At 65.3% G+C, this 23445-nt stretch carries 28 protein-coding genes; 17 read left to right on the forward strand and 11 right to left on the reverse strand.

The window, feature by feature from the left end; all coding sequences use genetic code 11:
* Positions 1 to 222 precede the first annotated feature (222 nt).
* Genes AC1DRD_RS11725 through AC1DRD_RS11740 form a run of 4 tightly spaced genes read left to right on the forward strand, consistent with a single transcriptional unit; the run spans position 223 to position 5560 of the window.
* Positions 223 to 1734 carry an NAD(P)/FAD-dependent oxidoreductase gene (locus AC1DRD_RS11725; RefSeq protein ID WP_478041498.1) on the forward strand — a complete coding sequence of 504 codons (1512 nt, stop codon included), beginning with the start codon at positions 223 to 225 and terminating at the stop codon, positions 1732 to 1734.
* A complete protein-coding gene (locus tag AC1DRD_RS11730) occupies positions 1731 to 2135 on the forward strand; it encodes a GtrA family protein (RefSeq protein ID WP_478031140.1) in 405 nt (134 codons plus the stop codon). The genes AC1DRD_RS11725 and AC1DRD_RS11730 overlap by 4 nt, the downstream gene beginning before the upstream one ends.
* On the forward strand, positions 2132 to 3874 hold the full coding sequence (locus tag AC1DRD_RS11735) for a hypothetical protein (protein ID WP_478041499.1): 1743 nt from the start codon (positions 2132 to 2134) through the stop codon (positions 3872 to 3874). Before AC1DRD_RS11730 ends, AC1DRD_RS11735 begins: the two co-directional genes overlap by 4 nt.
* Before the next feature lie 39 nt (positions 3875 to 3913).
* Positions 3914 to 5560: a hypothetical protein gene (locus AC1DRD_RS11740; protein ID WP_478031375.1), complete on the forward strand. Its 1647-nt coding sequence runs from the start codon at positions 3914 to 3916 to the stop codon at positions 5558 to 5560.
* Here AC1DRD_RS11740 and AC1DRD_RS11745 read toward each other — a convergent pair.
* The 4 genes from AC1DRD_RS11745 to AC1DRD_RS11760 form a co-directional block, all read right to left on the reverse strand.
* Entirely contained in the window at positions 5535 to 6683 is a 1149-nt protein-coding gene (locus AC1DRD_RS11745) for a GNAT family N-acetyltransferase (RefSeq protein ID WP_478041500.1), read from the reverse strand. The two genes, AC1DRD_RS11740 and AC1DRD_RS11745, sit on opposite strands and share 26 nt — an antisense overlap.
* 121 nt (positions 6684 to 6804) lie before the next feature.
* Positions 6805 to 7272, reverse strand: a complete 468-nt coding sequence (locus AC1DRD_RS11750) for a RidA family protein (protein ID WP_066821255.1) — start codon at positions 7270 to 7272, stop codon at positions 6805 to 6807.
* Positions 7269 to 7907: an HAD family hydrolase gene (locus tag AC1DRD_RS11755; protein ID WP_478041501.1), complete on the reverse strand. Its 639-nt coding sequence runs from the start codon at positions 7905 to 7907 to the stop codon at positions 7269 to 7271. The genes AC1DRD_RS11750 and AC1DRD_RS11755 overlap by 4 nt, the downstream gene beginning before the upstream one ends.
* Positions 7904 to 8170, reverse strand: a complete 267-nt coding sequence (locus tag AC1DRD_RS11760; RefSeq protein ID WP_478031134.1) for a DUF3572 domain-containing protein — start codon at positions 8168 to 8170, stop codon at positions 7904 to 7906. Before AC1DRD_RS11760 ends, AC1DRD_RS11755 begins: the two co-directional genes overlap by 4 nt.
* Positions 8171 to 8198: 28 nt before the next feature.
* Between AC1DRD_RS11760 and AC1DRD_RS11765 the strand changes: the two genes are divergently transcribed.
* Positions 8199 to 8561, forward strand: coding sequence for a response regulator (locus AC1DRD_RS11765; protein ID WP_478031132.1), 363 nt, complete (start codon positions 8199 to 8201; stop codon positions 8559 to 8561).
* Between the two features lie 265 nt (positions 8562 to 8826).
* Here the strand turns inward: AC1DRD_RS11765 and rpmG are convergent, their stop codons facing one another.
* Positions 8827 to 8994 (reverse strand): 50S ribosomal protein L33, encoded by a 168-nt coding sequence (rpmG, locus tag AC1DRD_RS11770; RefSeq protein WP_066808222.1) that lies wholly within the window; start codon positions 8992 to 8994, stop codon positions 8827 to 8829.
* Between the two features lie 165 nt (positions 8995 to 9159).
* On the opposite strand from rpmG, the gene AC1DRD_RS11775 reads away from it, so the two are divergent.
* The 3 genes from AC1DRD_RS11775 (at position 9160) to AC1DRD_RS11785 (ending at position 10617) form a co-directional block, all read left to right on the forward strand.
* Entirely contained in the window at positions 9160 to 9468 is a 309-nt protein-coding gene (locus AC1DRD_RS11775; RefSeq protein WP_478031131.1) for a hypothetical protein, read from the forward strand.
* 11 nt (positions 9469 to 9479) lie between these two features.
* On the forward strand, positions 9480 to 10025 hold the full coding sequence (locus AC1DRD_RS11780) for a TMEM165/GDT1 family protein (RefSeq protein ID WP_478041502.1): 546 nt from the start codon (positions 9480 to 9482) through the stop codon (positions 10023 to 10025).
* Between the two features lie 100 nt (positions 10026 to 10125).
* Positions 10126 to 10617 (forward strand): Dps family protein, encoded by a 492-nt coding sequence (locus AC1DRD_RS11785; protein WP_478031129.1) that lies wholly within the window; start codon positions 10126 to 10128, stop codon positions 10615 to 10617.
* A 48-nt stretch (positions 10618 to 10665) separates the two neighbouring features.
* On the opposite strand, the gene AC1DRD_RS11790 is transcribed toward AC1DRD_RS11785, so the two are convergent.
* Positions 10666 to 11490: a metallophosphoesterase gene (locus tag AC1DRD_RS11790; protein WP_478041503.1), complete on the reverse strand. Its 825-nt coding sequence runs from the start codon at positions 11488 to 11490 to the stop codon at positions 10666 to 10668.
* 149 nt (positions 11491 to 11639) lie between these two features.
* Here AC1DRD_RS11790 and AC1DRD_RS11795 point away from each other — a divergent pair, with 149 nt between their 5' ends.
* Positions 11640 to 13229 (forward strand): cisplatin damage response ATP-dependent DNA ligase, encoded by a 1590-nt coding sequence (locus AC1DRD_RS11795; protein ID WP_478041504.1) that lies wholly within the window; start codon positions 11640 to 11642, stop codon positions 13227 to 13229.
* 50 nt (positions 13230 to 13279) lie between these two features.
* On the opposite strand, the gene AC1DRD_RS11800 is transcribed toward AC1DRD_RS11795, so the two are convergent.
* The 3 genes from AC1DRD_RS11800 to AC1DRD_RS11810 all read right to left on the reverse strand — a co-directional run bounded on the left by AC1DRD_RS11800 (position 13280) and on the right by AC1DRD_RS11810 (position 15144).
* On the reverse strand, positions 13280 to 13831 hold the full coding sequence (locus AC1DRD_RS11800; RefSeq protein WP_478041505.1) for a fasciclin domain-containing protein: 552 nt from the start codon (positions 13829 to 13831) through the stop codon (positions 13280 to 13282).
* Between the two features lie 73 nt (positions 13832 to 13904).
* On the reverse strand, positions 13905 to 14585 hold the full coding sequence (locus AC1DRD_RS11805) for an anti-sigma factor (protein ID WP_478031121.1): 681 nt from the start codon (positions 14583 to 14585) through the stop codon (positions 13905 to 13907).
* Positions 14575 to 15144, reverse strand: coding sequence for a sigma-70 family RNA polymerase sigma factor (locus AC1DRD_RS11810; RefSeq protein WP_478031120.1), 570 nt, complete (start codon positions 15142 to 15144; stop codon positions 14575 to 14577). Before AC1DRD_RS11810 ends, AC1DRD_RS11805 begins: the two co-directional genes overlap by 11 nt.
* Before the next feature lie 46 nt (positions 15145 to 15190).
* Between AC1DRD_RS11810 and AC1DRD_RS11815 the strand changes: the two genes are divergently transcribed.
* Positions 15191 to 16021, forward strand: coding sequence for an EamA family transporter (locus AC1DRD_RS11815; RefSeq protein ID WP_478031118.1), 831 nt, complete (start codon positions 15191 to 15193; stop codon positions 16019 to 16021).
* 95 nt (positions 16022 to 16116) lie between these two features.
* Here AC1DRD_RS11815 and AC1DRD_RS11820 read toward each other — a convergent pair whose 3' ends face one another.
* A complete protein-coding gene (locus AC1DRD_RS11820; protein WP_478041506.1) occupies positions 16117 to 16932 on the reverse strand; it encodes a cold-shock protein in 816 nt (271 codons plus the stop codon).
* Between the two features lie 208 nt (positions 16933 to 17140).
* Between AC1DRD_RS11820 and AC1DRD_RS11825 the strand changes: the two genes are divergently transcribed.
* The 7 genes from AC1DRD_RS11825 to AC1DRD_RS11855 all read left to right on the forward strand — a co-directional run bounded on the left by AC1DRD_RS11825 (position 17141) and on the right by AC1DRD_RS11855 (position 22707).
* A complete protein-coding gene (locus AC1DRD_RS11825) occupies positions 17141 to 17938 on the forward strand; it encodes a TerC family protein (protein WP_478031116.1) in 798 nt (265 codons plus the stop codon).
* 57 nt (positions 17939 to 17995) lie between these two features.
* Positions 17996 to 18616 carry a ribonuclease D gene (locus AC1DRD_RS11830; RefSeq protein ID WP_478041507.1) on the forward strand — a complete coding sequence of 207 codons (621 nt, stop codon included), beginning with the start codon at positions 17996 to 17998 and terminating at the stop codon, positions 18614 to 18616.
* Positions 18609 to 19253, forward strand: a complete 645-nt coding sequence (gene lptC, locus AC1DRD_RS11835; RefSeq protein WP_478041508.1) for an LPS export ABC transporter periplasmic protein LptC — start codon at positions 18609 to 18611, stop codon at positions 19251 to 19253. The genes AC1DRD_RS11830 and lptC overlap by 8 nt, the downstream gene beginning before the upstream one ends.
* Positions 19254 to 19399: 146 nt before the next feature.
* Positions 19400 to 20176 (forward strand): LPS export ABC transporter ATP-binding protein, encoded by a 777-nt coding sequence (gene lptB, locus AC1DRD_RS11840; protein WP_478041509.1) that lies wholly within the window; start codon positions 19400 to 19402, stop codon positions 20174 to 20176.
* A gap of 7 nt (positions 20177 to 20183) precedes the next feature.
* A complete protein-coding gene (gene rpoN / locus AC1DRD_RS11845; protein WP_478041510.1) occupies positions 20184 to 21686 on the forward strand; it encodes an RNA polymerase factor sigma-54 in 1503 nt (500 codons plus the stop codon).
* 42 nt (positions 21687 to 21728) lie between these two features.
* Positions 21729 to 22118: a hypothetical protein gene (locus AC1DRD_RS11850; protein WP_478031110.1), complete on the forward strand. Its 390-nt coding sequence runs from the start codon at positions 21729 to 21731 to the stop codon at positions 22116 to 22118.
* 289 nt (positions 22119 to 22407) lie between these two features.
* Positions 22408 to 22707, forward strand: a complete 300-nt coding sequence (locus AC1DRD_RS11855) for a putative quinol monooxygenase (protein WP_478041511.1) — start codon at positions 22408 to 22410, stop codon at positions 22705 to 22707.
* Here AC1DRD_RS11855 and AC1DRD_RS11860 read toward each other — a convergent pair.
* Positions 22701 to 23408 carry a DUF899 family protein gene (locus AC1DRD_RS11860; RefSeq protein ID WP_478041512.1) on the reverse strand — a complete coding sequence of 236 codons (708 nt, stop codon included), beginning with the start codon at positions 23406 to 23408 and terminating at the stop codon, positions 22701 to 22703. The two genes, AC1DRD_RS11855 and AC1DRD_RS11860, sit on opposite strands and share 7 nt — an antisense overlap.
* Positions 23409 to 23445: the final 37 nt, after the last annotated feature.

The raw sequence follows: 23445 nt of genomic DNA on the forward strand, positions 1-23445 counted from the left end.
ATCGCCCCATATCGTCACCCCAGCGCAAGCTGGGGTCTCGTGCGGCATCGCGCCCTCGCTTGAGATCCCAGCTTGCGCTGGGATGACGACTATTGGTGCCTGCTCGTGCAGCCGAGCAGGAATGGTCCGATTCCGCGCAACCCCAAGCGCGTTTTAGGGGAGCGTTAACCATTTTGCCGCCAAGGCTCCTCTCGACCATCGCGGTTCGGGGGGAAAGTAGACATGCGGGACGATCAGGCAGTCGATGTCGCGATCATCGGCGCCGGCCCGGCGGGCCTGACTGCCGCGTACCAGCTCACCAAGCTCGGCTATTCGGTTACGGTGATCGAGAAGGATCCGGTCTATGTCGGTGGGATCAGCCGCACGGTCGAGCATGACGGCTTCCGGTTCGATATCGGCGGCCATCGCTTCTTCTCGAAATCGAAAGAGGTAGTCGATCTCTGGAACGAGATCCTGCCCGATGACTTCATCGAACGCCCGCGGATGAGCCGCATCTATTATGAGGGCAAATTCTACAGCTATCCGTTGCGCGGGTTCGAGGCGCTGATGAATCTCGGCATCTGGCGCTCGGCAATGTGCATGCTGAGCTATGCCAAGGCCAAGGCGTTTCCGACCAAGAACCCGCGCTCGTTCGAGCAATGGGTGGTCAACCAGTTCGGCCACAAACTCTATTCGATCTTCTTCAAGACCTACACCGAAAAGGTCTGGGGAATGCCGTGCGACGAAATGTCGGCGGACTGGGCCGCGCAGCGCATCAAGGGATTGAGCTTGGGCGGCGCGGTGATCGACGGACTCAAGCGGTCGCTCGGGCTCAACAAGCGGCGCAACGACGGCATGGCCGTCAAGACATTGCTCGAAACCTTCCGCTATCCGCGCCAGGGGCCGGGCATGATGTGGGATGCCGCGCGCGACAAGGTGCTGGCCGGGGGCAATCGTGTGCTGATGGGCACCGCGCTGCATCAGATCAGCCAGGATCAGGCGACCGGGCGCTGGCGCGTCGCGGCGCGGCGTGGCGACGAGATGCTGACGATCAATGCCGGCCATGTCATCTCGTCCGCGCCGATGCGCGAACTGGCAGGACGGATCCACCCGTTGCCCGTGACCCTGCCCAATGCCCTCGACCTCAATTACCGCGACTTCCTGACGGTGGCGCTGATGATCCGGTCGGACGATCTGTTCCCGGACAATTGGATCTATATCCATGACCCCCGCGTGAAGGTCGGCCGCGTCCAGAATTTCCGCAGCTGGTCGCCCGAAATGGTGCCCGACGAAGCGCTCGCCTGTGTCGGCCTCGAATATTTCTGCTTCGAAGGCGATGGTCTGTGGTCGGCTTCGGACGATGACCTCGTCGCTTTGGCGACGAAGGAGCTCGCGACGCTCGGGCTGGCGGATCCGGCCACCGTGGTCGGCGGGCGCGTCGTGCGGCAGGAAAAGGCCTATCCGGTCTATGACGACGCTTACCGGACCAATGTCGAGGAGATGCGCGGCGAGCTCGAAGCGCGCTATCCGACGCTCCATATGGTCGGACGCAACGGCATGCATCGCTATAACAATCAGGATCACGCGATGATGACCGCGATGCTCACTGTCCGCAACATCCAGGCGGGCGAGCGCATCTACGATATCTGGGCGGTCAACGAGGACGCCGAATATCACGAGAGCGGCAATGAGGGTGAACGCGCCGCACTGGCGTCCGAACGCCTCGTGCCTGCCCGCCTGGGGGCGGCGGCATGATGAATCGCGTCATGGCCTTGCTGTGGCGAGCAACCTATTTGCGCTATCTCGCCGCCAGCGTCGTCGCGCTTGGCGTCGATGTCTCGCTGTTCCTGGTGCTCCAGGCCAGCGGCATGCCGATCGCGCTGTTGTCGGCGCTCAGCTACAGCGCCGGCATCCTGATGCACTGGCTGATATCGAGTCGGCTGGTGTTCGCCGGTGAGTTGCGCGACGTCGGCATCGACCGCGCCCGGCAACAGGCGCTGTTCCTGCTCTCGGCCTTTGCCGGCCTGCTGATCACCGTCGCGATCGTCAGCCTGGCGGTTCAATTCGGGCTCGACGCCCGGCTGGCCAAGCTGATCGCGGTCGCGGCGAGCTTCCAGGCCACGTATCTATTGCGGGCGAAGATCGTATTCGCATGACTCGGCGGCGCTTTTGGCTGTCGGTCGCGGCGATCTGGGCGATCACGTCGGCCCTGCTCATCGTCATCACCTGGAGCGCCATCGTCGCCTGGCGCTTTCCCGATCCCGACGACCAGATGCGGCTGTTGCAGGTCCGCGACTGGCTGGCAGGGCAGAGCTGGTTCGATCTGACCCAGCATCGTCTCAATGATCCCGCCGGCGTGCCGATGCACTGGTCGCGCGTGGTCGACTTGCCGATCGCGGCGGTGATCGTGACGCTGCGGCCGCTGCTCGGCCAACTTGCCGCCGAACATGTCGCCTTGGTGGTCGTGCCGCTGCTGACGCTCGGCGTGGTGATGGCGTTGGTCGCGGCGCTCGCCCGGCGGCTGCTCGCCAATGACGGTGCGGCGCTGATGGCGGTGTGTATTACCCCCCTCGGCGTGGAAGTCCTCCACCAGCTGCGGCCGATGCGGATCGACCATCACGGCTGGCAAATGGCGACCGCGCTTCTCGCGGCCTATGCGCTGGTCGGCGCCCCGACCCGCAAGGCGGGATTGCTGGCCGGAGCGGCGATCGCCGTGTGGCTGTCGATCTCGCTCGAAGGCTTGCCGATGATCGCGGCGATCCTGGCGCTGGTCTCGCTGAAATGGGCGGTGACGCCGGCCAATCGCCCGCTGCTGACGGCGACGGTAGCGGCCACCAGTCTCGGCGCCGTCTCCATCTTCCTGGCATCGCATCCGGCGAGCGCCTGGCTGGTGTCGCCGTGCGACGCGGTGTCGCCAGTCTATCTCGCGATGCTCATGGTCGCGACGGTGGGCACAATCGCCCTGACCGCGCTGCCGATCCGGACGGTCGCCGGTCGTCTGGCCGGACTGGCGGGCGTCGGCGTGGCAGCCCTCGTCCCACTTCCCTTGCTCGCGCCGCAATGCGCGGCGGGTCCGTTCGGCCAGCTCGATCCGCTGGTCCACCATTATTGGTACATGAACGTGGCCGAAGGCCTGCCGTTATGGGACCAGACGCCGTTCGCGATCGTCAACACGATTGCCCTTCCGCTGCTCGGGCTGGCCGGGGCCATGCTGGCGGTGAGGACGAGCACGGGCGAAGAGCGTGTACGTTGGATCACCTTGTTGTTCCTGTTGGGGGCGGCGACGGCGGCGGCGATCTTCGTCCAGCGGTCGGGCGGCGTCGCCAACCTGCTGGCGATCGCGGGGGTGGTACGCCTGCTTCATCCGCTGCTCCTACGGGCGCGGGCGATCGACAGCCTGCCCAAGCGGCTCGCAGCGACGTTCGGTATCTTTGCCGCGGCGGCGCCGGGCGCGGTTTTCGACACGTCGTTGGCCGCGTTGGCGCCCGATCCGCGGGTCGCAACGGTGCACCGGGCGATGGGGTGCCTCGACGCCAGCGACATGCGGGCGCTCCACGCTTTGCCACGCGGCAACGTGCTCGCGCCGCTCGATATTTCGCCGGCGATCCTGCTGCTCACACCGCACGACGCCGTCGCGAGTGGGCATCATCGTGGCGCAACCGCCATGCATGACGTGATCGCGGCGTTTGTCGGCACCGAGGATCAGGCGCATGCTATCATCCTCAAGCGGCGAATCGACTATGTCGCGTTCTGCCCCGGCCTGCCCGAGATCATGATCTATGAAAGCGAATCGCCCTCGGGGTTCCTGGCACGTCTCGACGCCGGCCGGATACCTGCCTGGCTGACGCCGATGCCGCTCCCCGGCTCGCCCGCAAAGGTTTGGCGCGTGCGTTGATCTTGCGGCGTGGCCCCGCCCATGCCTAAAGCCGCGAAGATGGACGGCAGCGGCAAACTTCAATGGTGGCAGACGCGCACCTTCGTGGTGGTGATGGCATTGTTGTCGATGGTGCCGCTGTTATGGCCTGACATCCCGCCGCTCGTCGACCTGCCCGGGCATATGGGCCGGTATCGTGTCCAGGTCGATCTCCAGAATTATCCCTGGCTGCTCGACTGGTACAATTTTCAATGGTCGCTGATCGGCAATCTCGGCGTCGATCTGCTGGTCGAGATCATGCACCCGATCTTCGGGCTCGAACTGTCGGTCAAGCTGATCGTATTGTCGATCCCGCCGCTGATCGTGATCGGCTTGTTGTGGATCGCGCGCGAAGTCCATGGGCGCATCCCGCCCACTGCCTTGTTCGCGTTGCCGCTCGCTTATTGCTACCCGCTGCAATTCGGCTTCGTGAACTTCATGCTGTCCATGGCCTGGGCGCTGCCGATGTTTGCGCTGTGGCTGCGCCTCGCGCGGCTCAAGAAGTTCTGGTTGCGCGCGATCCTCTTCGTGCCGCTGTCATGCATCCTGTGGGTCTGTCACACCTTCGGCTGGGGCGTGCTCGGCGTGCTTGCCTTCTCGGCGGAAATGGTGCGCGAGCATGACCGCATAAAAAACGAGGTCGGGGCGCGGATCGGGCCGATCACGCGCGAAGGCGCCAAGCGCTGGGCGATGGGATTCGTGCGTGCCGGACTGCACTGCCTGCCGCTCTGCTTGCCGATGCTGCTGATGATCGCCTGGCGCAATGGCCAGCATGTGACCGGGGAGACCGGCGACTGGTTCAATTGGCAGGCCAAGATCAGCTGGCTGACGATGATGCTGCGCGATCGCTGGATGGCGTTCGACATTGCCTCGGTGGCGGTGATCGGGCTCGTCATCTACAAGGCGGTGCGCGACCCCAATTTCGAATATTCGCGCGCCGTCGGCCTCTCGACCTTGTTCCTGGTCGCGGTCTTCGTGCTGTTGCCGCGCATCGTGTTCGGTTCGGCTTATGCCGATATGCGGCTGGCGCCGTTCATGGTGGCGATCGCGGTGATCGCGATCCGGCCCAAAAAAATGGTGTCGCCACGCACGATGACGACGGTCGCGGCGCTGGGCCTTGCCTTCGTGCTGGTCCGTACCACCGCGACGACGGTCAGCTTTTACATCTTCGACCAGAATTACGACCGTGAGCTCAAGGCGCTCGATCACATCCCGGTCGGCGCGCGCCTGGTCAGCTTCGTCGGCAAGACGTGCAACAACGAATGGCTGATGAGCCGGCTCGAGCATCTCCCCGCGCTCGCGCTCGAACGCAACGCTGCCTATACCAACGACCAATGGTCGATGCCGGGCGCGCAATTGCTCACGACCAAATATGTCGCTGCCGGGCACTTCTCGCACGACCCCTCGGAAATCGTCACCGAACGGCAATGCGCGCGCGAATGGTGGCGACCGATCGACCGCAGCCTCGCGCTCTTCCCGCGCCCGGCATTCGATTATGTGTGGCTGATCACGCCGCCGCCCTATCACGCCAAATACGTCCAGGACCTGACCCCGATCTGGCGCAGCGGCGACAGCGTGGTGTTCAAGGTCAACCATGTCGAGGTGGCGCCGCAGGCCAAGAGGAGCGACTTCCCGCTCCCGCCTAAGAGCAAGGTTCCCCTCTTCTGAATGGCGTGAGCTGGGCCAGATATTGCTGGTCGCTCTCGACGCCGGCGCGTTCGCGCGCCAGGAAATCGGCGATCGCACGACGGAAGTTGCGGTCGGGAATGTAATGCGCCGACCAGGTCGGCACCGGAACATAGCCGCGCGCCAATTTGTGCTCGCCCTGCGCCCCTGCCTCGACCGTCGACAGCCCGCGCGCGATCGCGGCGTCGATCGCCTGGTAATAACAGAGTTCGAAATGGAGGAAGGGGACGTCCTCGACGCATCCCCAATAGCGGCCGTATAGCGTATCGCCGCCGATCAGGTTGAGCGCGCCGGCGATCGGGCGGCCGTTGCGTTCGGCCAGGATCAGCAGAACCTCATCCGCCATCCGCTCGCCGAGCAACGAGAAGAATGGCCGCGTCAGATAGGGATGCCCCCATTTGCGGCTGCCGGTGTCCTGATAGAATGCCCAGAACGCGTCCCAATGCGCCTCGGTCAGCTCGGCGCCGGTGACGTGGCGGATGGTCAGGCCCTCGACCGCCTTGGCGCGCTCCTGGCGGATCGCCTTGCGCTTGCGGCTGGCGAGCGCTGTCAGGAAATCGTCGAATGTCGCATAGCCGTCATTCTGCCAATGGAATTGGGTGCCCTCGCGGATCAGCCAGCCCGCCGCCTCGAACATTGGCAACTGGTCGGGCGCGATGAAGGTCGCATGCGCCGAGCTCAGCCCGTTCTGATCGGTCAGCGCCTCGATCGCGCCGATCAGCGCGGGAGCCATCGTCTCGTCGCGTAGCAGCAATCGCGGGCCTGGCACCGGGGTGAACGGCGCCGCCACTTGAAGCTTGGGATAATAATCACCGCCGGCGCGCTCCCAGGCATCGGCCCAGCCATGGTCGAAGACATATTCGCCCTGGCTGTGGCTCTTGGCATAGGCCGGCGCGATCGCGGCGGGCCGACCGTCGGCGCCGTCGACGATTACCGGTAGCGCTTGCCAACCGGTACCGCGCCCGACGCTGCCCGATTCTTCGAGGATCGAGAGGAAATCGTGGCGCACGAACGGATTGCCGGTGCCGGCGCAGGCGTCCCAGTCGGCGGCCGCCACTTGCGACACGCCTTCCGAGATGCGCGCGGTGACGGGCTGGCGGCTCACGCGCCGCATTTCCCCGTCACCCCGACATTGCGCCGGGATTCACGCCGCCGTTCATCCTGCATGCTTGGGAATATGCGGACGGGTGGATGCCGGGACAAGCCCGGCATGACGTTTAGTTGGTTCAGTCGGCCAGCTTGACGACGGCGTCGACCTCGACCGCCGCGCCGCGCGGCAGCGCCGCGACGCCGACCGCGCTGCGGGCGTGCTTGCCGGCTTCACCGAACAGAGCTTCCATCAGGTTCGATGCGCCATTGGCGACTTCGGGCTGATCGGTGAAATCGGGCGCCGAATTGACGAACACGCCCAGCTTGACGATGCGCTCGACGCGGCTGAGGTCGCCGCCCAACGCCGCCTTGATCTGCGCGACCAGCATCAGCCCGCACAGTTCGGCGGCTTCCTGGCCCGCGACCTTGTCGACCCCGTCACCCAATCGGCCGGTGACGACCTTGCCGTCCTTGAACGGCAACTGCCCCGAAATGTGCAGCAAACCGTTGGCGTCGACCGTCGGCACGTATGAGGCAACCGGGGCGGCCGGCGACGGCAGGCTCAGGCCCATTTCCTCCAGCTTGCGGTCGATACGGTCGGTCATGCGGAAATCCCTTCTGTTATGGCCGGCTGGTCGGCGGCGAAGCGCTGGGCGATCCAGTCGCGCGCTGCCCCCCAGTCGTCGATTCGTGCGTGCGCGTGCGCCGCGGGCGGCACTTGCGGTGCCATTGCGGGCTCGGCGACTAGGTGCAGCCGGTGGACTGTGGGCGCGTGCTTGGCAACCGATTCGTGGTGCGTCGCCAGATCATCGACGAAAACCGTGACCGGATTGCCATGTTCCGCGACCAGCCGTGCGACCGGTCCACCCTTGCCGCCCTGATTGGTCTCGACCCGGTGGCGGATGCCGTGCCGCGCCAGCTGCTCGATGCGATGGTCGCGGCAATGGTCGCCCAGATTGGTCAGGATAACGATGTCGGCGCGCTCGGACAGCGCCGCCAGCGCTTCGGCGGCGCCGGGGACCAGGGTCTGGCGCTCCATTTCGGCGGGAAAGAATTCGTCGAGCATCGCCCAGATTCGCTGATGGTCGACTGGGCTACCATCGGCATGGGTCATGGCGATGAAACTGCCCGTTTCATGCGCGAAGGCGATGTCGTGGCGCTCGCGCAACCAGGTGCCGAAATGGCGCACCATGTGCAGCAGCACTTCGTCGCAATCGCAGATCAGCAGCGGGCGCGTCATGCTTCCAGGCTCCGGCGGGCGGCGACCAGCGCCTCGGGTTTGATGCCGAGCTCGGCCGCGCAGGCGACCAGGTCAGGCTCGTGCGCTTCGAGGAATCCCAGCACTGCCGCCTGGGTACCGCGATTTGCCGCCGACGCACGCAGGTCATCGGCGTCGAGTCCGGTCAGGTCGAGCAACCGCCGCGCGCGCGCCGGATCGGCCAGCGTCCAGGCCAGCGCGTGCAATGCCAGGGTCGGGGCGTCGTTGGTGTCGGTGGGGTTCATTGCTATGTCGTGGTCCAAGGAGACCCCGTTGGCAAAGCGCGTGCTGGTTGTCGAGGACAACGAACTCAATCTGAAGCTGTTCTGCGATTTGCTGCGCGCGCACGAATTCGAGACCGAACCCGTGCGCGACGGGCGCGAGGCGGTCGACCGCGCGCGCGCCTTCGTTCCCAACCTCATCGTGATGGACATCCAGCTGCCCTATGTCAGCGGCTATGACCTCATCCTGCAGATCAAGGCTGACGAGAATCTGGGCAAGATCCCGATCATGGCGGTCACCGCTTATGCCGGACGCGAAGACGAGGACCGCATCCGCGCCGCCGGTGCCGACGCCTATGTGTCCAAACCGATCTCGGTCGCGCGATTCGTCGAGGAAGTGAACGCGCTGCTTTGACGCGAGTCCGTCATCGACACCAAATCCGTCATCCCAGCGAAAGCTGGGATCTCTCGCGATGGCGCGATCCGCGTGAGACCAGCGTCGGGTCGGATCGTCCCCCCGGACGATCCTTGAGCATGCGGGGCATGCTCAACCCGACGCTCTTTCGCTGGGGTGACGAGTCGGGGCTGGCGGAGCGGGAAAAGCAAAAAGGCCGCGAGGGTTTCCCCTGCGGCCTGGGTCCCCGCTGACGCGGGAACTGCGTAACTCGCGCTAGCGCGAGTTACTTGATCTTCGCTTCCTTGAACTCGACATGCTTGCGCACGACGGGATCGTATTTGCGGAACGACAGCTTCTCGGTCTGGGTGCGCGGATTCTTCTTCGTGACGTAGAAGAAGCCGGTGTCGGCCGAGCTGACGAGCTTGATCTTGACGGTGGTCGGCTTGGCCATGACCCAAATTCCTGCTGGTTGAAATACAAAAGCGGCGGACGCGCCGCCGCTTGTCAGGGGCGGGCCATTGGCCCAGCCGAGGGGGATTGTCAAGCGGAAGGGGCTTTAACACCCCCTTTACCATATCGGTAGCACTCTCGAGCCAGCGAAGCGGGAGTTAGGGAAATGGGGGTTTCTGCTCGTAATGACGATCTCGCCGCGCGGATCGCGCGGCTCGACCTGATGGCACAGCATGTGCGTCCGCGCGACCTCGTCGTCGAAGTCGATTCAATCCGTTGCGTGGCCGAAGCGGCGGGCGTGCTGCCCGTTGTGGCGGTGGCGCACGCGCTCGAATCGGCACTGGGACGCGGCGAAAGCGGGATGATCGTGCGCGGCTGGATCGCGATGCTGACCGAAGCGGTCGGCTGCGGCCAGACCGACGCGCAGACCGGCCACGTCTTCCTCGCCGCCGGCGCGATGCGACTGGGCGGCTAATGGATTCATTGATGGCGGCGCTGGTTGCCGCCTTGCTGATTCGCGCGACCGATCCAACCGCGGCCTATGTCGCGCGTGTCGCCGATCGCTCTCGCAAGGCCGGCGCGGTGCTGGCCGGTGCGCTGGTCGCGATCCTGATCACGCACGCAATTGCCGCGGTGGCGGGCTTCTTCCTGGCGCCGCATCTCACGCCCAATCCGAAGCGGCTGTTCGTCGCCTTCGCCCTGCTCGCCGCGGCGAGCGGGGGGATTTGGCCGGGCAAGCCGATCGAGCCGGGCGAGGGGCGCCATCCGTTCTGGACCGTCGCCGCACGGCTGATCGTCGGCGGGTGGAGCGGGCGCAGCGAATTCGTCACGCTCGCGCTGGCGATGAGCGGCACCGCCGCGCTTGCCGGGATCGGCGGGTTCATCGGCAGTGCGGTTGTGCTCGGGTTCGCGGCAATCGGCGGCGACCTGATCTGGCGCACCTTGCCGCACCGCGCGATCGGCATAATCCTGGGCGGATTGCTCGCAGTCGCGGGGTTCTGGTTGGCATTCTCGGCGCTGCGGCTGATCTAGCGCGTCGATCACTCTGCCCGGCATTTTCGTGCGGCAAGGGGCGGAGCCAATCCTATATTGATCCGTTGTCGCAACGACTCTTTCGTTCAACGGAGACACCATGCCCAACGCCGATCTCAAGACGCCGACCGATCTGTCGTCCAACGCCGCGAAAAGCGTGAAGGACGCGCTCAACACGATCCTGGCCGATTCGTTCGCGCTCTACCTCAAGACCAAGAACTTCCACTGGCATGTCTCGGGCCCGCATTTTCGCGACTATCATCTGATGCTCGACGAACAGGCGGCGGAAATCTTCGCCTCGACCGACGATATCGCCGAGCGCGTCCGCAAGACCGGCAACGTCACCCTGCGCTCGATCGGCGACATCGCCCGGCACCAGACGCTCAAGGACAACGACAAGGATTTCGTCGCGCCCGACGACATGCTCAAGGAATTGCGCGACGATAACCTCAAGCTGGTCGAGAGCCTGCGCGAGGCCAAGGACATCGCCGACAACGCCAGGGACAATGCCACCAGCGCGATGATCGACGACTGGACGGACCAGGCCGAACGCCGCGCCTGGTTCCTGTTCGAGGCTGGGCGGAAGGCGTGATATGGAGGCTGATGCCTGTTCTTGCGCGAGTTAGCGGACGGATAAGCGTCAGCCCTCGATCGTGATCAACCACAGATCGGGCGGCGCGCCGAACCGGAGCGGCGGGCCGCTCGTGCCTAATCCTCCGGTCACGATCACGGCACGCCCCGGATCGAGCACCAGCCCGCAGCGATACCGGTCCCCGAGACGGGATACGCTTGCAACCGGGCCGTAAAAGGGCAGCACGCCTTGTCCGCAATGCGTGTGTCCCGCGAGCAGCAGATGCACGTCCCCCGGCAATCGCGGCGCGATGTCGGGAGAATGCGTCAGGATGATGCGTGCTCCCTCGAACGGGCGCAGCTTGGCCATCGTCGCGGCGATATTGGCATGGTGGGAAAAATCATCGTCGATCCCTCCAATCGCAATTGGCCCGCGCGCTGTGACGTCGTTGACGAGAACGGTGATCCGCGCCTGGGCCAACGCGCTGGTGACGTCGTCGGCTCCGGTCCAATGATCGTGATTGCCGAGCACCGCGACGACGCCGAGCGGCGGATGCAGTTTCTTGAACGGCGCCACTAACCCGGGCCCGAGCTTCCTCCCGCCATGTGGATCGTGGCCATAGATGAAGTCGCCCGCCATCAGCACGATATCGGGATTGAGCGCGTCGATCTGGTCGACGATGCGGCTGAGGCGCGCTTCGTCCATCGCGTGACTGCCGATATGCACGTCGCTGATCAGGACGGCGCGAACCGACTTTACCCCCTTGGGCCAGCGCGGCAGCTTGATCGTGGCGGTGCGCACCATGGGGTCGAACCGCGCCTCGGCGCGCGCATAGAGATAGAATCCCGCCACGATCAGCAGCAGGATCAGCAGAACCTTCAGCAGCTTGCGCATGGTCGAGGGCGTAAGGGGTGCGCGGGCGGCGAGCAATGGTCTGGAAATTCCTCCCCGTGCCGGGGAGGAATTTTGGACATGCACGATCATGCTCGCCTTCGCCAACGCCTCTGGTGGAACCGTTACGCGAGCGCCATGTTGGTCGCGACATGCACGCTTTCGCGCAGCTCCTCGATTCGCTGATCTACACGCGGTCGCGCAACGCCAAGCTCAAGCTGATCGGCGATTATCTCAAGGCGACGCCCGATCCCGACCGCGGTTGGGCGATCGCCGCGCTGACCGGCGATCTCGACCTCCCCGCGGTCAAGCCGGCGGTGATCCGCGCGCTGATCGAGGAGCGCGTCGACCCGGTGCTGTTCCGCATGAGCCGCGATTATGTCGGCGATACCGCGGAGACGATCGCCTTGCTGTGGCCCGGTGCCGATGACGGCAAAGGCGAGCCGCTGTCGGTCGGGCAGGTCGTCGACACGCTCAATTCACTGTCACGCTCGGACGCGCCGGCCGCACTCGCCGCGATGCTCGACCGGATGGACGCCGAGGAGCGGTTCGCCTTGCTCAAGATGGCGACCGGTGCGCTCAGGATCGGCGTCTCCGCGCGGCTCGCCAAGACCGCGCTGGCCCAGGCCTTCGGCGTCGCGGTCGAAGGGGTCGAGGAAGTCTGGCATGCGATCCGCCCGCCTTATGCCGAATTGTTCGACTGGGTCGAAGGCCGCGGCCCGCAGCCGACCGCCGCGGATATTCCTGTGTTCCGCCCCTTCATGCTCGCGCATCCGCTCGAGGACGGAACGGTCGATCTCGCCGATTATGCCGCCGAATGGAAATGGGATGGCATCCGCGTCCAGCTCGTCCATGTCGGCGGCGAGACTCGGCTCTATAGCCGCGCGGGCGACGATATCACGGGCAGCTTTCCCGACATCGCCGCGGCGTTCCGCTCGCCGGGCGTGCTCGACGGCGAATTGATGGTGAAGGGCGAAGCGCAGGGCAGCGCGCTCGAGGAAGGCGCGGGCGCCGCCAGCTTCAATGCGCTGCAACAGCGGCTGGGGCGCAAGATCGTGTCGGCGAAGATGCTCGACGATTATCCAGCCTTCGTCCGCCTCTACGACATATTGTTCGATGGCAGCGAGGATCTGCGCGCGCTCGCCTGGACTGACCGGCGCGCGCGGCTCGAGAGCTTCGCCGGCCGGCTCGATTCCGGCCGGTTCGACATCAGCGTCCTGATCGAAGCGAAGGATTTCGCCGCGCTCGAGGAAATCCGCGCCGGCGCGCGCGATGCCGCGATCGAGGGCGTGATGCTCAAGCGGCGCGATTCCGACTACGTCGCCGGCCGCCGCACCGGCTTGTGGTACAAATGGAAACGCGACCCGCTGACCGCCGATTGCGTGATGATGTACGCGCAGCGCGGCAATGGCCGGCGCTCGTCCTTCTACAGCGATTATACGTTCGGCTGCTGGACCGAGGAGGGCGAGTTGCTGCCCGTCGGCAAAGCCTATTCGGGGATCACCGACGACGAGCTGAAATGGCTCGACAGCTTCGTGCGCAACCACACCGTCAACCGTTTCGGCCCGGTGCGCGAGGTCGAGAAGACCCTGGTGCTCGAAGTCGCGTTCGATTCGATCCACGAGTCGAAACGGCACAAATCCGGCGTCGCGATGCGCTTCCCCCGCATCCACCGCATCCGCACCGACAAGCCGGCCGCGGAGGCGGACACGATCGCGGGGATCAGGAAGCTGGTGACGTGAGAGACCGGCGCCGGGGGAATGACGCCGGTCCCTCGCTGCCCCGGCAGGAATTAGGGCAGCATGACGGTGTCGATGACGTGGATCACGCCGTTCGATTGCATCACATTGGCGATGGTGATCATTCCCATGTCGCCCTTGTCGTCCATCACGGCCCAACCGGCGCCCATCTTCTTGAACTTGAGCATGCCGCCCTGGGCCGTCGCATAGCTGGCGACGCCGCCATTCTTCTTGGCCTTGGCCGCGATGTCGGCCGCGGTGATGCGGCCCGGCACGACGTGATAGGTCAGGACGGACGCCAGCTGGCCCTTATTCTCGGGCTTGAGCAGAGTGTCGACGGTGCCTGCGGGCAGCTTGGCGAACGCGGCATTGGTTGGGGCGAAGACGGTGAACGGGCCCTTGCCCGACAAGGTGTCGACCAGCCCCGCGGCCTTGACCGCGGCGACCAGCGTGGTGTGGTCCTTCGAATTGACCGCGTTCTGGACGATCGTCTTGGTCGAATACATCGGCGCGCCGCCGACCATCGGGTTCTTCATCGCGGCGACGCCCGCGGTGGCGCCGGCGACCAATGCGGTCGCGAGCGCGAATTTCCGGAATGCCTTCATGTCGCTCTCTCCTGAAGCACGCCTTCTGGCGCGTGCATCGAGAGGTACGGCTGGGGATCACCCTTGGATGCAGCTAGGCGATCGAGAGCTTGCCGCTCGCCACCACCGGTCCGGTCGGCAGGCCAGTCGGCGACCCGCCCAGTGGTTCGATCGACACCGCCAGCATGATCCCGGCTTTCAGGCCGCGACGCTTCTCCATCGGCAGCATCATGCGCGACGGGCCGGTCGAGGCCAGCATTCCCATCGGCTTGGGCACGCCGTCGCCGCCGATCATCCAGAGCTGCGCGGTCTTGCCCTGGGGCGCCATCCCGGCCTCGCCGATCCGCATCTCGCCGGTGGTCATGTCGACCATCGCCGGCACCGCGCTCGATTTATCGCTCATCATCAACGAGGCGACCATCATGTGGTGCGGCGGGCCGGCCACTTGCGACGTCGGTTGCAGCACGACGAACAGCGCAAACATCGCTGCGACCGCGCCGACCAGCGCTGCTATCGGCCAACGGAAGCCGGGTGTCGCCCGTGCCTGGGGCAGCGGCTCGGGCGCGGCCAGCCGTGCGGCAACCGAGTCGGGGGCCGCCACCTCGGGATAATCGTCGAACAGGCCGGCCAGCCGCTGGCGCCATTGCTCGACCTCGCGCGCGAAATGGGGATCGGCCAGCACGCGACGCAGCGCCGCGGCGCGCTCCTCGCCATCGAGCAGGCCGAGCGCGAGTTCGGCGGCGGTCATATCGGGATCGGGAGCGTCAGGCGTCATCGACACATCCCCTCAGCTGGAGCAGGCCGCGCCGCATGATGCTCTTCATCGTGCCCAATGGCACGTTCTTGCGCTCGGCCAATTCGGCATAGGTCACGCCGTCGAAAAAGGCCGTGCGGATCGCGTCGCGCGCGCGCTCGTCGAGCGCGTCGAGGCAATCGTGTAGCCGTTGCGACTCCTGGTCGCGCTCGGCGATCTCGCGCTGATCGGGGGACGGATCGGCTACCAACGCGGCCTCCTCGACCGGATGCGAGGGCCGGGCGCCTCTTGCCCGCACCCAGTCGATCGCCTTGTTGCGCGCGATCGTCGCCAGCCACGAAATCGGACTCGCGCGGCCGGGCTCGTACGCGCCGGCGCGCTTCCAGATCGTGAGATAGACCTCGTGCAATACATCTTCGGCAGCGCTCCGCTCTCCACAGATACGCAGGCAAATTCCGAAAAGCTTCGCCGATGTCAGCCGGTACACGTCCTGCAGCGCCGCGCGATCCTCCTGCCCGGTACGCACCAACGCCTCGGTCAGGCGGGCGCGCGCGGCGGCGGGATCGGTAGGTGGGCGCACGCCCCATGACTAGACGTCGGCAGCGGCGCACGCAATTAGGGCGAGGATGACCGCCATGCTCGCGCCGCTGCTGATGATCGCTTCGGGATCTGTCCACGCGGTGGTCAATGCCATCGTCAAGGGCGGCAAGGACAAGATGGCGTCGCGCGCGATGACCGACGGGTCGGCGGCGATCATCCTGCTCCCTGCCTTGCTGCTCGTGCCGTTGCCGCAGGGCGCCTGGGTGTGGCTCGCGGCGACGGCGCTGGTCCATGCGCTCTATCTCTACGCGCTGATCCGGGCGTATCAGGTCAGCGATTTCTCTTCGGCCTATCCCGTGCTGCGCGGTACCGCACCGCTGGTCACCGCGGGCGTGACGCTCGGGCTGCTCGGCGATCATGTTTCGACGCTGGCGGTCGCCGGGATCGCGCTGATCGGCGTGTCGATGTTCGTGCTCGCGATCGGCCGTCACCTCAGCCGCGCCGGGTTCGGCTGGGCAGTGCTGACCGGTTTCACCATCGCCGCCTATACCGTGATCGATGCCGCCGGCGTGCGCGCGGCGCCGACGCCGTTCAGCTATATCGCCTGGATGTTCGTGACGATGGGGCTGGTCATCGTCGGCCTGTTCGCGATCCTGACGCGCGGCACTTTGTTCGCATCGATGCGCCAGCAATGGCGGCCGGGCGCGATCGCCGGTGCGCTGTCGATCCTGACCTACGGCCTCGCGCTCTATGCACTGTCGATCGGTCCGACCGCGCCGCTCGCCGCGTTGCGCGAGACGGGGATGGTGACGGCGCTGATCATCGCTGTCGTGTTTCTGAAGGAGCGGGTGACGGTCGGGCGTGCGGTGGCGGTGCTGGGGATTCTGGCTGGGGCAGGGCTGATCTTGCGGGGGTAGTTCAATCCTCCCCGTCCCGGGGAGGATTTAGTTACGAAAAAGCCCGGCCCGCGCATGGCGGACCGGGCCTTTTCAAAAGCAGAACCGGAGGGCGATTAGATCGACGTCAGGTTCACCGCGGCGTATTTGCCGCGACGATTGTCGACCTCGAGCTCGAATTCGAGCCGATCGCCTTCGTTCAAGCTGGTCATGCCGGCGCGCTCGACTGCCGAGATGTGGACGAACGCATCGGGCTGGCCGTCATCGCGCTGAATGAAGCCGAAGCCCTTCATCGCGTTGAAGAACTTGACCGTGCCGGTCGCCTTCTCGCCAGTCAGCTCGCGGCCACCGCCGCCGCTAGCGCCACCCGGGCCGCCTGCCGCACGCTCGGGGCGCGGGCCGCGATCCTGGACCGGCAAGGGCTCGCCCTCGATTTTGAGGTCGGTCGCCGAAATGCGGCCGCCGCGATCGACGAGGGTGAAGCCCAGCGGCTGGCCCTCGGCCAGGCCGGTCAGGCCGGCCTGCTCGACCGCACTGATGTGCACGAACACGTCCTCGCCGCCATCATCGCGAACGACGAAGCCAAAGCCCTTTTGTCCGTTGAAGAACTTTACGACGCCGGTGCCTTCACCGACGACCTGGGGGGGCATGCCGCCGCCGCCGCCACCGCCACCACGGAACCCGCCGCCACCGCCGCCGCCGCCGCCGCCGCCGCGGAAACCGCCGCCGCCGCCGCCGAAGCCGCCACCACCGCCGAAGCCGCCACCGCCGCCGCGATATCCACCGCCGCCGCCACCATAGCTGCTACCGCCGCCGAAGCCACCGCCGCCGAAATCACCACCACCGCCGCCAAATTCGTCACCGCCGAAATTGTCGCGCTTGTCACGGCCGCGACCACCACGATTGCCACGGCCACCTTTATCGAAACTCATGCCCTGTTCGTCTTTCCGGTTCGCCCCGTATCACATTCAAGAACCAACGCGTCGGACGACAGACGCAGGCCTTCGGACGCAAACCAATAGCGCCTTAGTGCGAGTCTTAGCCGAAAATCGGCCACGCCGCGAACAAAATCGTCGGCATTCCTGCCCTTGTCGTCGCGATACTTGCGCGAGCGTGGCCAAGACGGCACAGCCCTGCCCCATGTCGATCATCGAACTTCTCGCCAGTCCGGCCGCTTGGGCGGCGCTGTTGACGCTGATCATGATGGAAGTCGTGCTCGGCATCGACAACCTGGTCTTCGTCGCGATCCTGTCGAACAAATTGCCTGAGGCGGACCGTGCCCGCACGCGGCGAATCGGGATCGGGCTCGCGCTGATCATGCGTCTGCTGCTGCTCACGACGATCAGCTGGATCGTCGGCATGACGGCGCCGGTGATCGATCTCGGGCTGACGGGTGCTGCCGACGCGCATGGCACTCCCAGCTTCGAGACCGCCTTTTCGATTCGCGATCTCATCCTGATCGCGGGCGGCCTGTTCCTGCTCTACAAGGCGACGACCGAAATCCATCACAGCGTCGATCCGGCCGAATCGGACTCGCCACTCGACAAGACCAACAGCCAGAAGTCGCTCGGCTTCGCGTCCGCGATCGCCCAAATCCTGGTGCTCGATCTGGTCTTCTCGATCGATTCGATCCTGACCGCCGTCGGCATGACCGACGAATTGCCGATCATGATCGTCGCGGTCGTGGTCGCGGTCGGGGTCATGCTGCTCGCCGCCGATCCCTTGTCCAACTTCATCGCCAAGAACCCGACCGTGGTCATGCTCGCGCTCGGCTTCCTGTTGATGATCGGCCTCGTGCTGATCGCCGACGGCTTCGGCGTCCATGTCCCCAAGGGCTATGTCTATACCGCCATGGCCTTCTCCGCCGGGGTCGAGATCCTCAACATCTGGAGCCGCAAGGCGCGCGAGCGTCGAGGCGGGAACAGCGCCGCTCACTGAACGCCGCATCTTCCCCAGCCATTGAGCGTTCGGCTCGGAAGGGCTAGGCGCTAGGCGATGACCGTATATCTCCATGAGGAAGACCTTCCCGCCGGGCTGTTCGCGCCCGGCGCCGCGATCGCCGTCGATACCGAGACGATGGGGCTGATCACGCCGCGTGACCGATTGTGCCTGGTGCAATTGTCCGATGGCGGACCCGACGAGCATCTCGTCCGTTTCGGCCCCGGCAGCGATTATGCCGCGCCCAATCTGAAGGCGCTGCTCGCCGATCCGGCACGCGACAAGCTCTATCATTTCGCGCGCTTCGATCTCGCCGCGATCAAGCATTATCTCGGCGTCACCGCCGGCCCGGTCTATTGCACCAAGACCGCGTCGCGGCTGGTCCGCACCTATACCGACCGCCATGGCCTGAAGGAATTGGTCCGCGAGCTGCTCGGCCAGGACATTTCGAAACAGCAGCAATCGTCCGATTGGGGCGGTCCTGAGCTGAGCGACGCGCAAAAGGATTATGCCGCGTCCGACGTGCGCTATCTGCATCGCCTGCGCGACGAACTCGATCGCCGCCTGGTTCGCGAAAACCGCGCCGAGCTGGCGCAGGCCTGTTTCGACTTCCTGCCGTGGCGCGCCGAGCTCGATCTCGCCGGCTGGCCTGAAATCGACATCTTCGCGCATGTCTGACGTCGCGCTCCAGATGCGGTCCGAGCGTCAGCGCTGGGCGGCGCCGGGGAGCGGGCACGACACATTGATCGCGATCCTGCGCGTCGTCCTGCCGTCGGCGGTCGGCGTCGTCGCCGCGCTGATGGTATTCCTGCCGCTGACCGCCGGTGGCGACGTCAGTTTCGTGCTCGATCGCAACAAGGTGGAAATCACCAAGGAACGCCTGCGCGTCCAGTCGGCGACCTATCGCGGCCAGGATGACAAGGGCCAACCCTTCACCTTGACCGCGCAATCGGCGGTGCAACGCGACGCCACCCAGCCGATCGTCGAGATCGACCGGATGAACGCCGATATCCTGCTGTCGGACGGTCCCGGCACGCTTCAGGCGCCCAAGGGCAATTACAATCTGAAGAGCCAGCAGGTCGACGTGTCGGGGCCGATCACCTTCACCGGCCCCAGGGGCTATAGCCTCCAGAGCAAGGCGGCGACGGTCGATTTGAGGAAGCGCACGATGCAGGGGACGGGCGGCGTCTCCGGCACCTTGCCGCAAGGTAATTTCAACGCCGATACGATGAACGCCGACCTCGAGAATCGCGTGGTGCGGCTCAACGGACGCGCGACCATGCACTTTAGCGGCAAGGCCAAGCGCAACCGATAGCCCGATTTATTGGCGCATCCGCCGCGCACACGCTTGCTCGCGGCGAGACGCCGGTGCATGGCACCGCGCGCGCCATGCACAAAGCTTGCCAATTGCCTGTCCGATAACCATTCAGTAACCAAGAGGCGGGCACTCAGGGAGCCGATATGAACGATACCGTTACCCTGGAAGAGATACCGCCGATCGCGGAAGCCCCGGTGATGCGCGGCCTGTCGGTCGTGTCGATCGCCAAGTCCTACGACAAGCGCGTCGTGCTGACCGACGTGTCGCTGTCGGTGGGCCCAGGCGAAGTGATCGGGCTATTGGGTCCCAACGGCGCCGGCAAGACCACCTGCTTCTATTCGGTGATGGGGTTGGTGAAGCCCGATTCGGGCCGCATCATGCTCGATGGCGACGACATCACCGGATTGCCGATGTACCGCCGCGCGATCCTCGGCCTGGGCTATCTACCGCAGGAAACCTCGATCTTTCGCGGCCTGTCGGTCGAAAAGAACATCCTCACCGTGCTCGAGCTCTCGGAGCCGGACAAAGCGGCGCGCGAACGCCGGCTCGACCAGTTGCTCGACGAATTCGGCCTGACCCGCCTGCGCGATGCGCCCGCCATGGCTCTGTCGGGCGGCGAACGCCGCCGCGCCGAGATCGCGCGGGCGCTCGCCGCCAATCCCTCGATCATGCTGCTCGACGAGCCGTTCGCCGGCATCGATCCCTTGTCGATCTCCGACATTCGCGACCTGATCGTCGAATTGAAGAAGCGCGGCATCGGCGTGCTGATCACCGACCATAATGTCCGCGAGACGCTCGACATCGTCGATCGCGGCTACATCATCTACGATGGACGCGTGCTGTTCGCCGGCTCGCCCGAGGAACTCGTCGCCGACGAGAATGTCCGCCGGCTCTATCTGGGAGAGAGCTTCCAGCTCTGACCAGCCCATGAGTCTCGCGCCTCGCCTTGATCTTCGGCAGTCGCAATCGCTGGTGATGACGCCGCAGTTGCAGCAGGCGATTCGCCTGCTCGCGCTGTCGAACCTTGAAGTCGAAACCTTCATCGCCGAGGAGATCGAGCGCAATCCGTTGCTCGACAGTTCGAGCGCGGGCAGCGATGACGACGGCCCGATCGTCGAACGCGAGGCGCCGGTCGCGATGGGCGACGAGCCGGCCAGCGCCGATGCCTTGTTGAACGGCGAGAGCGGCGGCGAAGCCTCGCTCGACGTCGACTTCGCGGCGGAAAGCTTCCACCACGATTCGCCGTCCGATCAGGCCGGGATGGATGGGTCGCTCGGCATGAACGGCGGCACGTCGGGCGGGGCGAGCGAGGACGGTCCCGATCTTGACGCCTTTGCCGACACCAGCCTGACGCTTGCCGATCACTTGCTGACCCAGGCGGGCGAAGTGCTGTCGGGCGCCGACATGTTCGTTGCCCAGCATCTGATCGACCTGATCGACGAAGCGGGATATCTGACCACGCCGTTGCTCGACATCGCCAACCGGCTCGGCGTGCCGCTGGTGCATGTCGAGGACGTGCTCAAGGTGATCCAGACGTTCGACCCAACCGGGGTCGGCGCGCGCGACCTCGCCGAATGCCTCGCGCTCCAGGCGAAGGAGGCCGACCGCTACGATCCGTGCATGGCGCGATTGATCGATAATCTCGACCTCGTCGCGCGCGGCGAGATGTCGCGGCTGCGGCGGATTTGCGACGTCGACGACGAAGACCTCGCCGACATGATCCGCGAGTTGCGCAATTACGACCCCAAGCCCGGATGTCGATTCGGCGGCGAGCCGATGCAGGCGGTTGTCCCCGATCTCTATGTCGCGCGCGCCAAGCAGGGCTGGGCGATCGAGATCAACGCGGCGACGTTGCCCAAGGTGCTGGTCAACCGTTCCTATTATGTCGAGCTGTCCTCGGGCCCGCAGGACAAGACGGCCAAGGCGTGGCTGAGCGAGATGCTTGCCAGCGCCAACTGGCTGGTCAAGGCGCTCGATCAACGCCAGCGCACGATCATCAAGGTCGCCAGCGAGATCGTGAAGCAGCAGGAAGCGTTCTTCCTCCATGGCGTCGCGCATTTGAAGCCGATGACCCTGAAGCAGGTCGCCGACGCGATCGAGATGCACGAATCGACCGTCAGCCGGGTGACCTCGAACAAATATCTCAGCTGCGCGCGCGGGCTCTACGAGCTCAAATATTTCTTCACCTCGGCGATCCAGGCGGCCGATGGCGGCGACGCGGTGTCGGCGCAAGCGGTCAAGTCGGCGATTCGCACACTGATCTCGGCGGAGAGTCCGAAGGCGATCCTGTCCGACGACACCTTGGTCGACATGCTCAACGCCAAGGGTTTCGACATCGCGCGGCGGACCGTCGCCAAGTATCGAGAAGCGATGGGAATCGGCAGTTCGGTCCAGCGCCGGCGGCAAAAGGCGCTGGAAGGCGTCGGGTAGTTTTTTACCGTTCGGCAAAACATTCGCTCTAACCAAAACGGCATGGCTGCACATTTCACGGTCCGGGCCGAACCCTCGCGCGATTTGATTCGCATCACCATGTCCGGCTTCTTCAATCCCGACGACATCCAGGCATTTTGCGACGCGCGCGCCGCGGAACATGCCCGCCTGACCTGCGGGCCCAACCAGCATGTCACGCTCAACGACCTCAGGGCGATGAAGGTGCAGGCGCAGGACGTGGTCGCCGCCTTCCAGAACCTACTCGCCGATCCGGCCTATCGGTCGCGCAAACTCGCGTTCATCGTCGACCGCACGCTGGCGCGCAGCCAGCTGATGCGCGCGCTCAACGGCCGCACCGCGAAATGCTTCGAAAATCGCGTCGATGCCGAGCAATGGCTGTTCGCGCACGATTCGGAGATGGTGGCGGCCTGACGGGCCGTCCTTTTCCTGCGTCACCCGGGCGTGGGGTGCTTCCTTGGCGAGCATCCACTTGACCAACCTCCGTCACCCCGGCCTTGTGGCGGGGTCCGTCATGCCGCCAGCGCGGAATGATGAGCTCAGGCATCTCGCTCTCCGGCCCGGTGGATGCCGGGACGAGCCCGGCATGACGTGAAATGGACCGGATGCGCCATATTTCTTTTATTTTCCTTGTTTTCTAATACTTTCGTTAGTTCCCCAGAACGCGAAAATGCTCTAGCCTCCCACCTAGGGAGAGGGCGCCATGATCATCGTCACCGGCAGCGTCACCGCGAAGGACGGGCAGTTCGAGCCGTTGCGCGACGCCTGCCTCGCGCACGTCCACCGCTCGCGGACCGAGGACGGCTGCATCAGCCATGCGGTTCATATCGATGCCGAAAACCCGCTCCGTCTGGTTTTTTTCGAGGAATGGCGCGACCTGCCCGCGCTGCAGGAACACTTCCTCACATCCGGCATCGCCCAGCTGATGGCCGCGATTCGCGAGCACGCCGCGTCGAGCGAGAAGATCACGACCTACAGCGCGCAAAAGGCGCCGGATCAGTAGTCGATGCTTGGATACCAGTCGGTGCCGCGCCCGGCGGGGATCGTGTCGAGCACGTTCCATAGCGGAGACATTTCGGGCGCGCCGCGCGGGTCCTGACCGGGATCCTGGGTTCCGCCCAATTCCGATCCCCAGAAATGGCGGATCGTGCCGTCCTTGTCCCTGGTGAACACATCGTAGGACGGCCAGTCGCCATCGTCGTGCCAGGCGTTGTGATCGCGGCCGAATGCCTCGCTGGTGTCGCTATAGAGCGGCAGACCGCGCCAACCGCGCTCCTTGGCGAAATCGTACAGTCGTTCGACGGGCGACCGCGCGATCACCGCCAGCGCGACCTTCTGGCGCAAGTCGAGCGCATTGGCTGCCAGCGCGCCGAGAAATTGGGTACACATCGGGCATGGCCGCGCGCGTTCGGGGCCGAACATCCAGCAATAGGTGACGAGCGCGTCATGCCCTTCGAACATATCGGCGAGTCCGACCTCGCCGTCTTTGCTTTGGAAGCGATAGTCCTTCGTGACCACCGGCCCTGGCGGCAGCGCGCGGCGTTGCGCGGCGACGCGTTCCAGGTGTCGTCGTAATTCAACTTCCTCGGCGAGAAGCTTCTTGCGAGCCTCGGCGTAATCGGCGCTTTCGCCTGGATAGGGATGATGCGCCTTATCGGCGAGCTCGCTGGCGGGAGCGAGCATTTTGACGTCGGCCTCGGCCATGATCCTCTCCTTTTCGCGCATCAAAGCGTTCGAAGTC

It is taken from the genome of Sphingomonas sp. P4_G2, assembly GCF_056401155.1.

What these genes read in the sequence shown, in the direction of transcription:
- AC1DRD_RS11725 (WP_478041498.1), top strand. Translation starts at nt 223, where the DNA reads ATGCGGGACGATCAGGCAGTCGATGTCGCGATCATCGGCGCCGGCCCG.
- AC1DRD_RS11730 (WP_478031140.1), top strand. Translation starts at nt 1,731, where the DNA reads ATGATGAATCGCGTCATGGCCTTGCTGTGGCGAGCAACCTATTTGCGC.
- AC1DRD_RS11735 (WP_478041499.1), top strand. Translation starts at nt 2,132, where the DNA reads ATGACTCGGCGGCGCTTTTGGCTGTCGGTCGCGGCGATCTGGGCGATC.
- AC1DRD_RS11740 (WP_478031375.1), top strand. Translation starts at nt 3,914, where the DNA reads ATGGACGGCAGCGGCAAACTTCAATGGTGGCAGACGCGCACCTTCGTG.
- AC1DRD_RS11750 (WP_066821255.1), bottom strand. Translation starts at nt 7,272, where the DNA reads ATGACCGACCGTATCGACCGCAAGCTGGAGGAAATGGGCCTGAGCCTG.
- AC1DRD_RS11755 (WP_478041501.1), bottom strand. Translation starts at nt 7,907, where the DNA reads ATGACGCGCCCGCTGCTGATCTGCGATTGCGACGAAGTGCTGCTGCAC.
- AC1DRD_RS11760 (WP_478031134.1), bottom strand. Translation starts at nt 8,170, where the DNA reads ATGAACCCCACCGACACCAACGACGCCCCGACCCTGGCATTGCACGCG.
- rpmG (WP_066808222.1), bottom strand. Translation starts at nt 8,994, where the DNA reads ATGGCCAAGCCGACCACCGTCAAGATCAAGCTCGTCAGCTCGGCCGAC.
- AC1DRD_RS11775 (WP_478031131.1), top strand. Translation starts at nt 9,160, where the DNA reads ATGGGGGTTTCTGCTCGTAATGACGATCTCGCCGCGCGGATCGCGCGG.
- AC1DRD_RS11780 (WP_478041502.1), top strand. Translation starts at nt 9,480, where the DNA reads ATGGCGGCGCTGGTTGCCGCCTTGCTGATTCGCGCGACCGATCCAACC.
- AC1DRD_RS11785 (WP_478031129.1), top strand. Translation starts at nt 10,126, where the DNA reads ATGCCCAACGCCGATCTCAAGACGCCGACCGATCTGTCGTCCAACGCC.
- AC1DRD_RS11790 (WP_478041503.1), bottom strand. Translation starts at nt 11,490, where the DNA reads ATGCGCAAGCTGCTGAAGGTTCTGCTGATCCTGCTGCTGATCGTGGCG.
- AC1DRD_RS11795 (WP_478041504.1), top strand. Translation starts at nt 11,640, where the DNA reads ATGCACGCTTTCGCGCAGCTCCTCGATTCGCTGATCTACACGCGGTCG.
- AC1DRD_RS11800 (WP_478041505.1), bottom strand. Translation starts at nt 13,831, where the DNA reads ATGAAGGCATTCCGGAAATTCGCGCTCGCGACCGCATTGGTCGCCGGC.
- AC1DRD_RS11805 (WP_478031121.1), bottom strand. Translation starts at nt 14,585, where the DNA reads ATGACGCCTGACGCTCCCGATCCCGATATGACCGCCGCCGAACTCGCG.
- AC1DRD_RS11815 (WP_478031118.1), top strand. Translation starts at nt 15,191, where the DNA reads ATGACCGCCATGCTCGCGCCGCTGCTGATGATCGCTTCGGGATCTGTC.
- AC1DRD_RS11820 (WP_478041506.1), bottom strand. Translation starts at nt 16,932, where the DNA reads ATGAGTTTCGATAAAGGTGGCCGTGGCAATCGTGGTGGTCGCGGCCGT.
- AC1DRD_RS11825 (WP_478031116.1), top strand. Translation starts at nt 17,141, where the DNA reads ATGTCGATCATCGAACTTCTCGCCAGTCCGGCCGCTTGGGCGGCGCTG.
- AC1DRD_RS11830 (WP_478041507.1), top strand. Translation starts at nt 17,996, where the DNA reads ATGACCGTATATCTCCATGAGGAAGACCTTCCCGCCGGGCTGTTCGCG.
- lptC (WP_478041508.1), top strand. Translation starts at nt 18,609, where the DNA reads ATGTCTGACGTCGCGCTCCAGATGCGGTCCGAGCGTCAGCGCTGGGCG.
- lptB (WP_478041509.1), top strand. Translation starts at nt 19,400, where the DNA reads ATGAACGATACCGTTACCCTGGAAGAGATACCGCCGATCGCGGAAGCC.
- rpoN (WP_478041510.1), top strand. Translation starts at nt 20,184, where the DNA reads ATGAGTCTCGCGCCTCGCCTTGATCTTCGGCAGTCGCAATCGCTGGTG.
- AC1DRD_RS11850 (WP_478031110.1), top strand. Translation starts at nt 21,729, where the DNA reads ATGGCTGCACATTTCACGGTCCGGGCCGAACCCTCGCGCGATTTGATT.
- AC1DRD_RS11855 (WP_478041511.1), top strand. Translation starts at nt 22,408, where the DNA reads ATGATCATCGTCACCGGCAGCGTCACCGCGAAGGACGGGCAGTTCGAG.
- AC1DRD_RS11860 (WP_478041512.1), bottom strand. Translation starts at nt 23,408, where the DNA reads ATGGCCGAGGCCGACGTCAAAATGCTCGCTCCCGCCAGCGAGCTCGCC.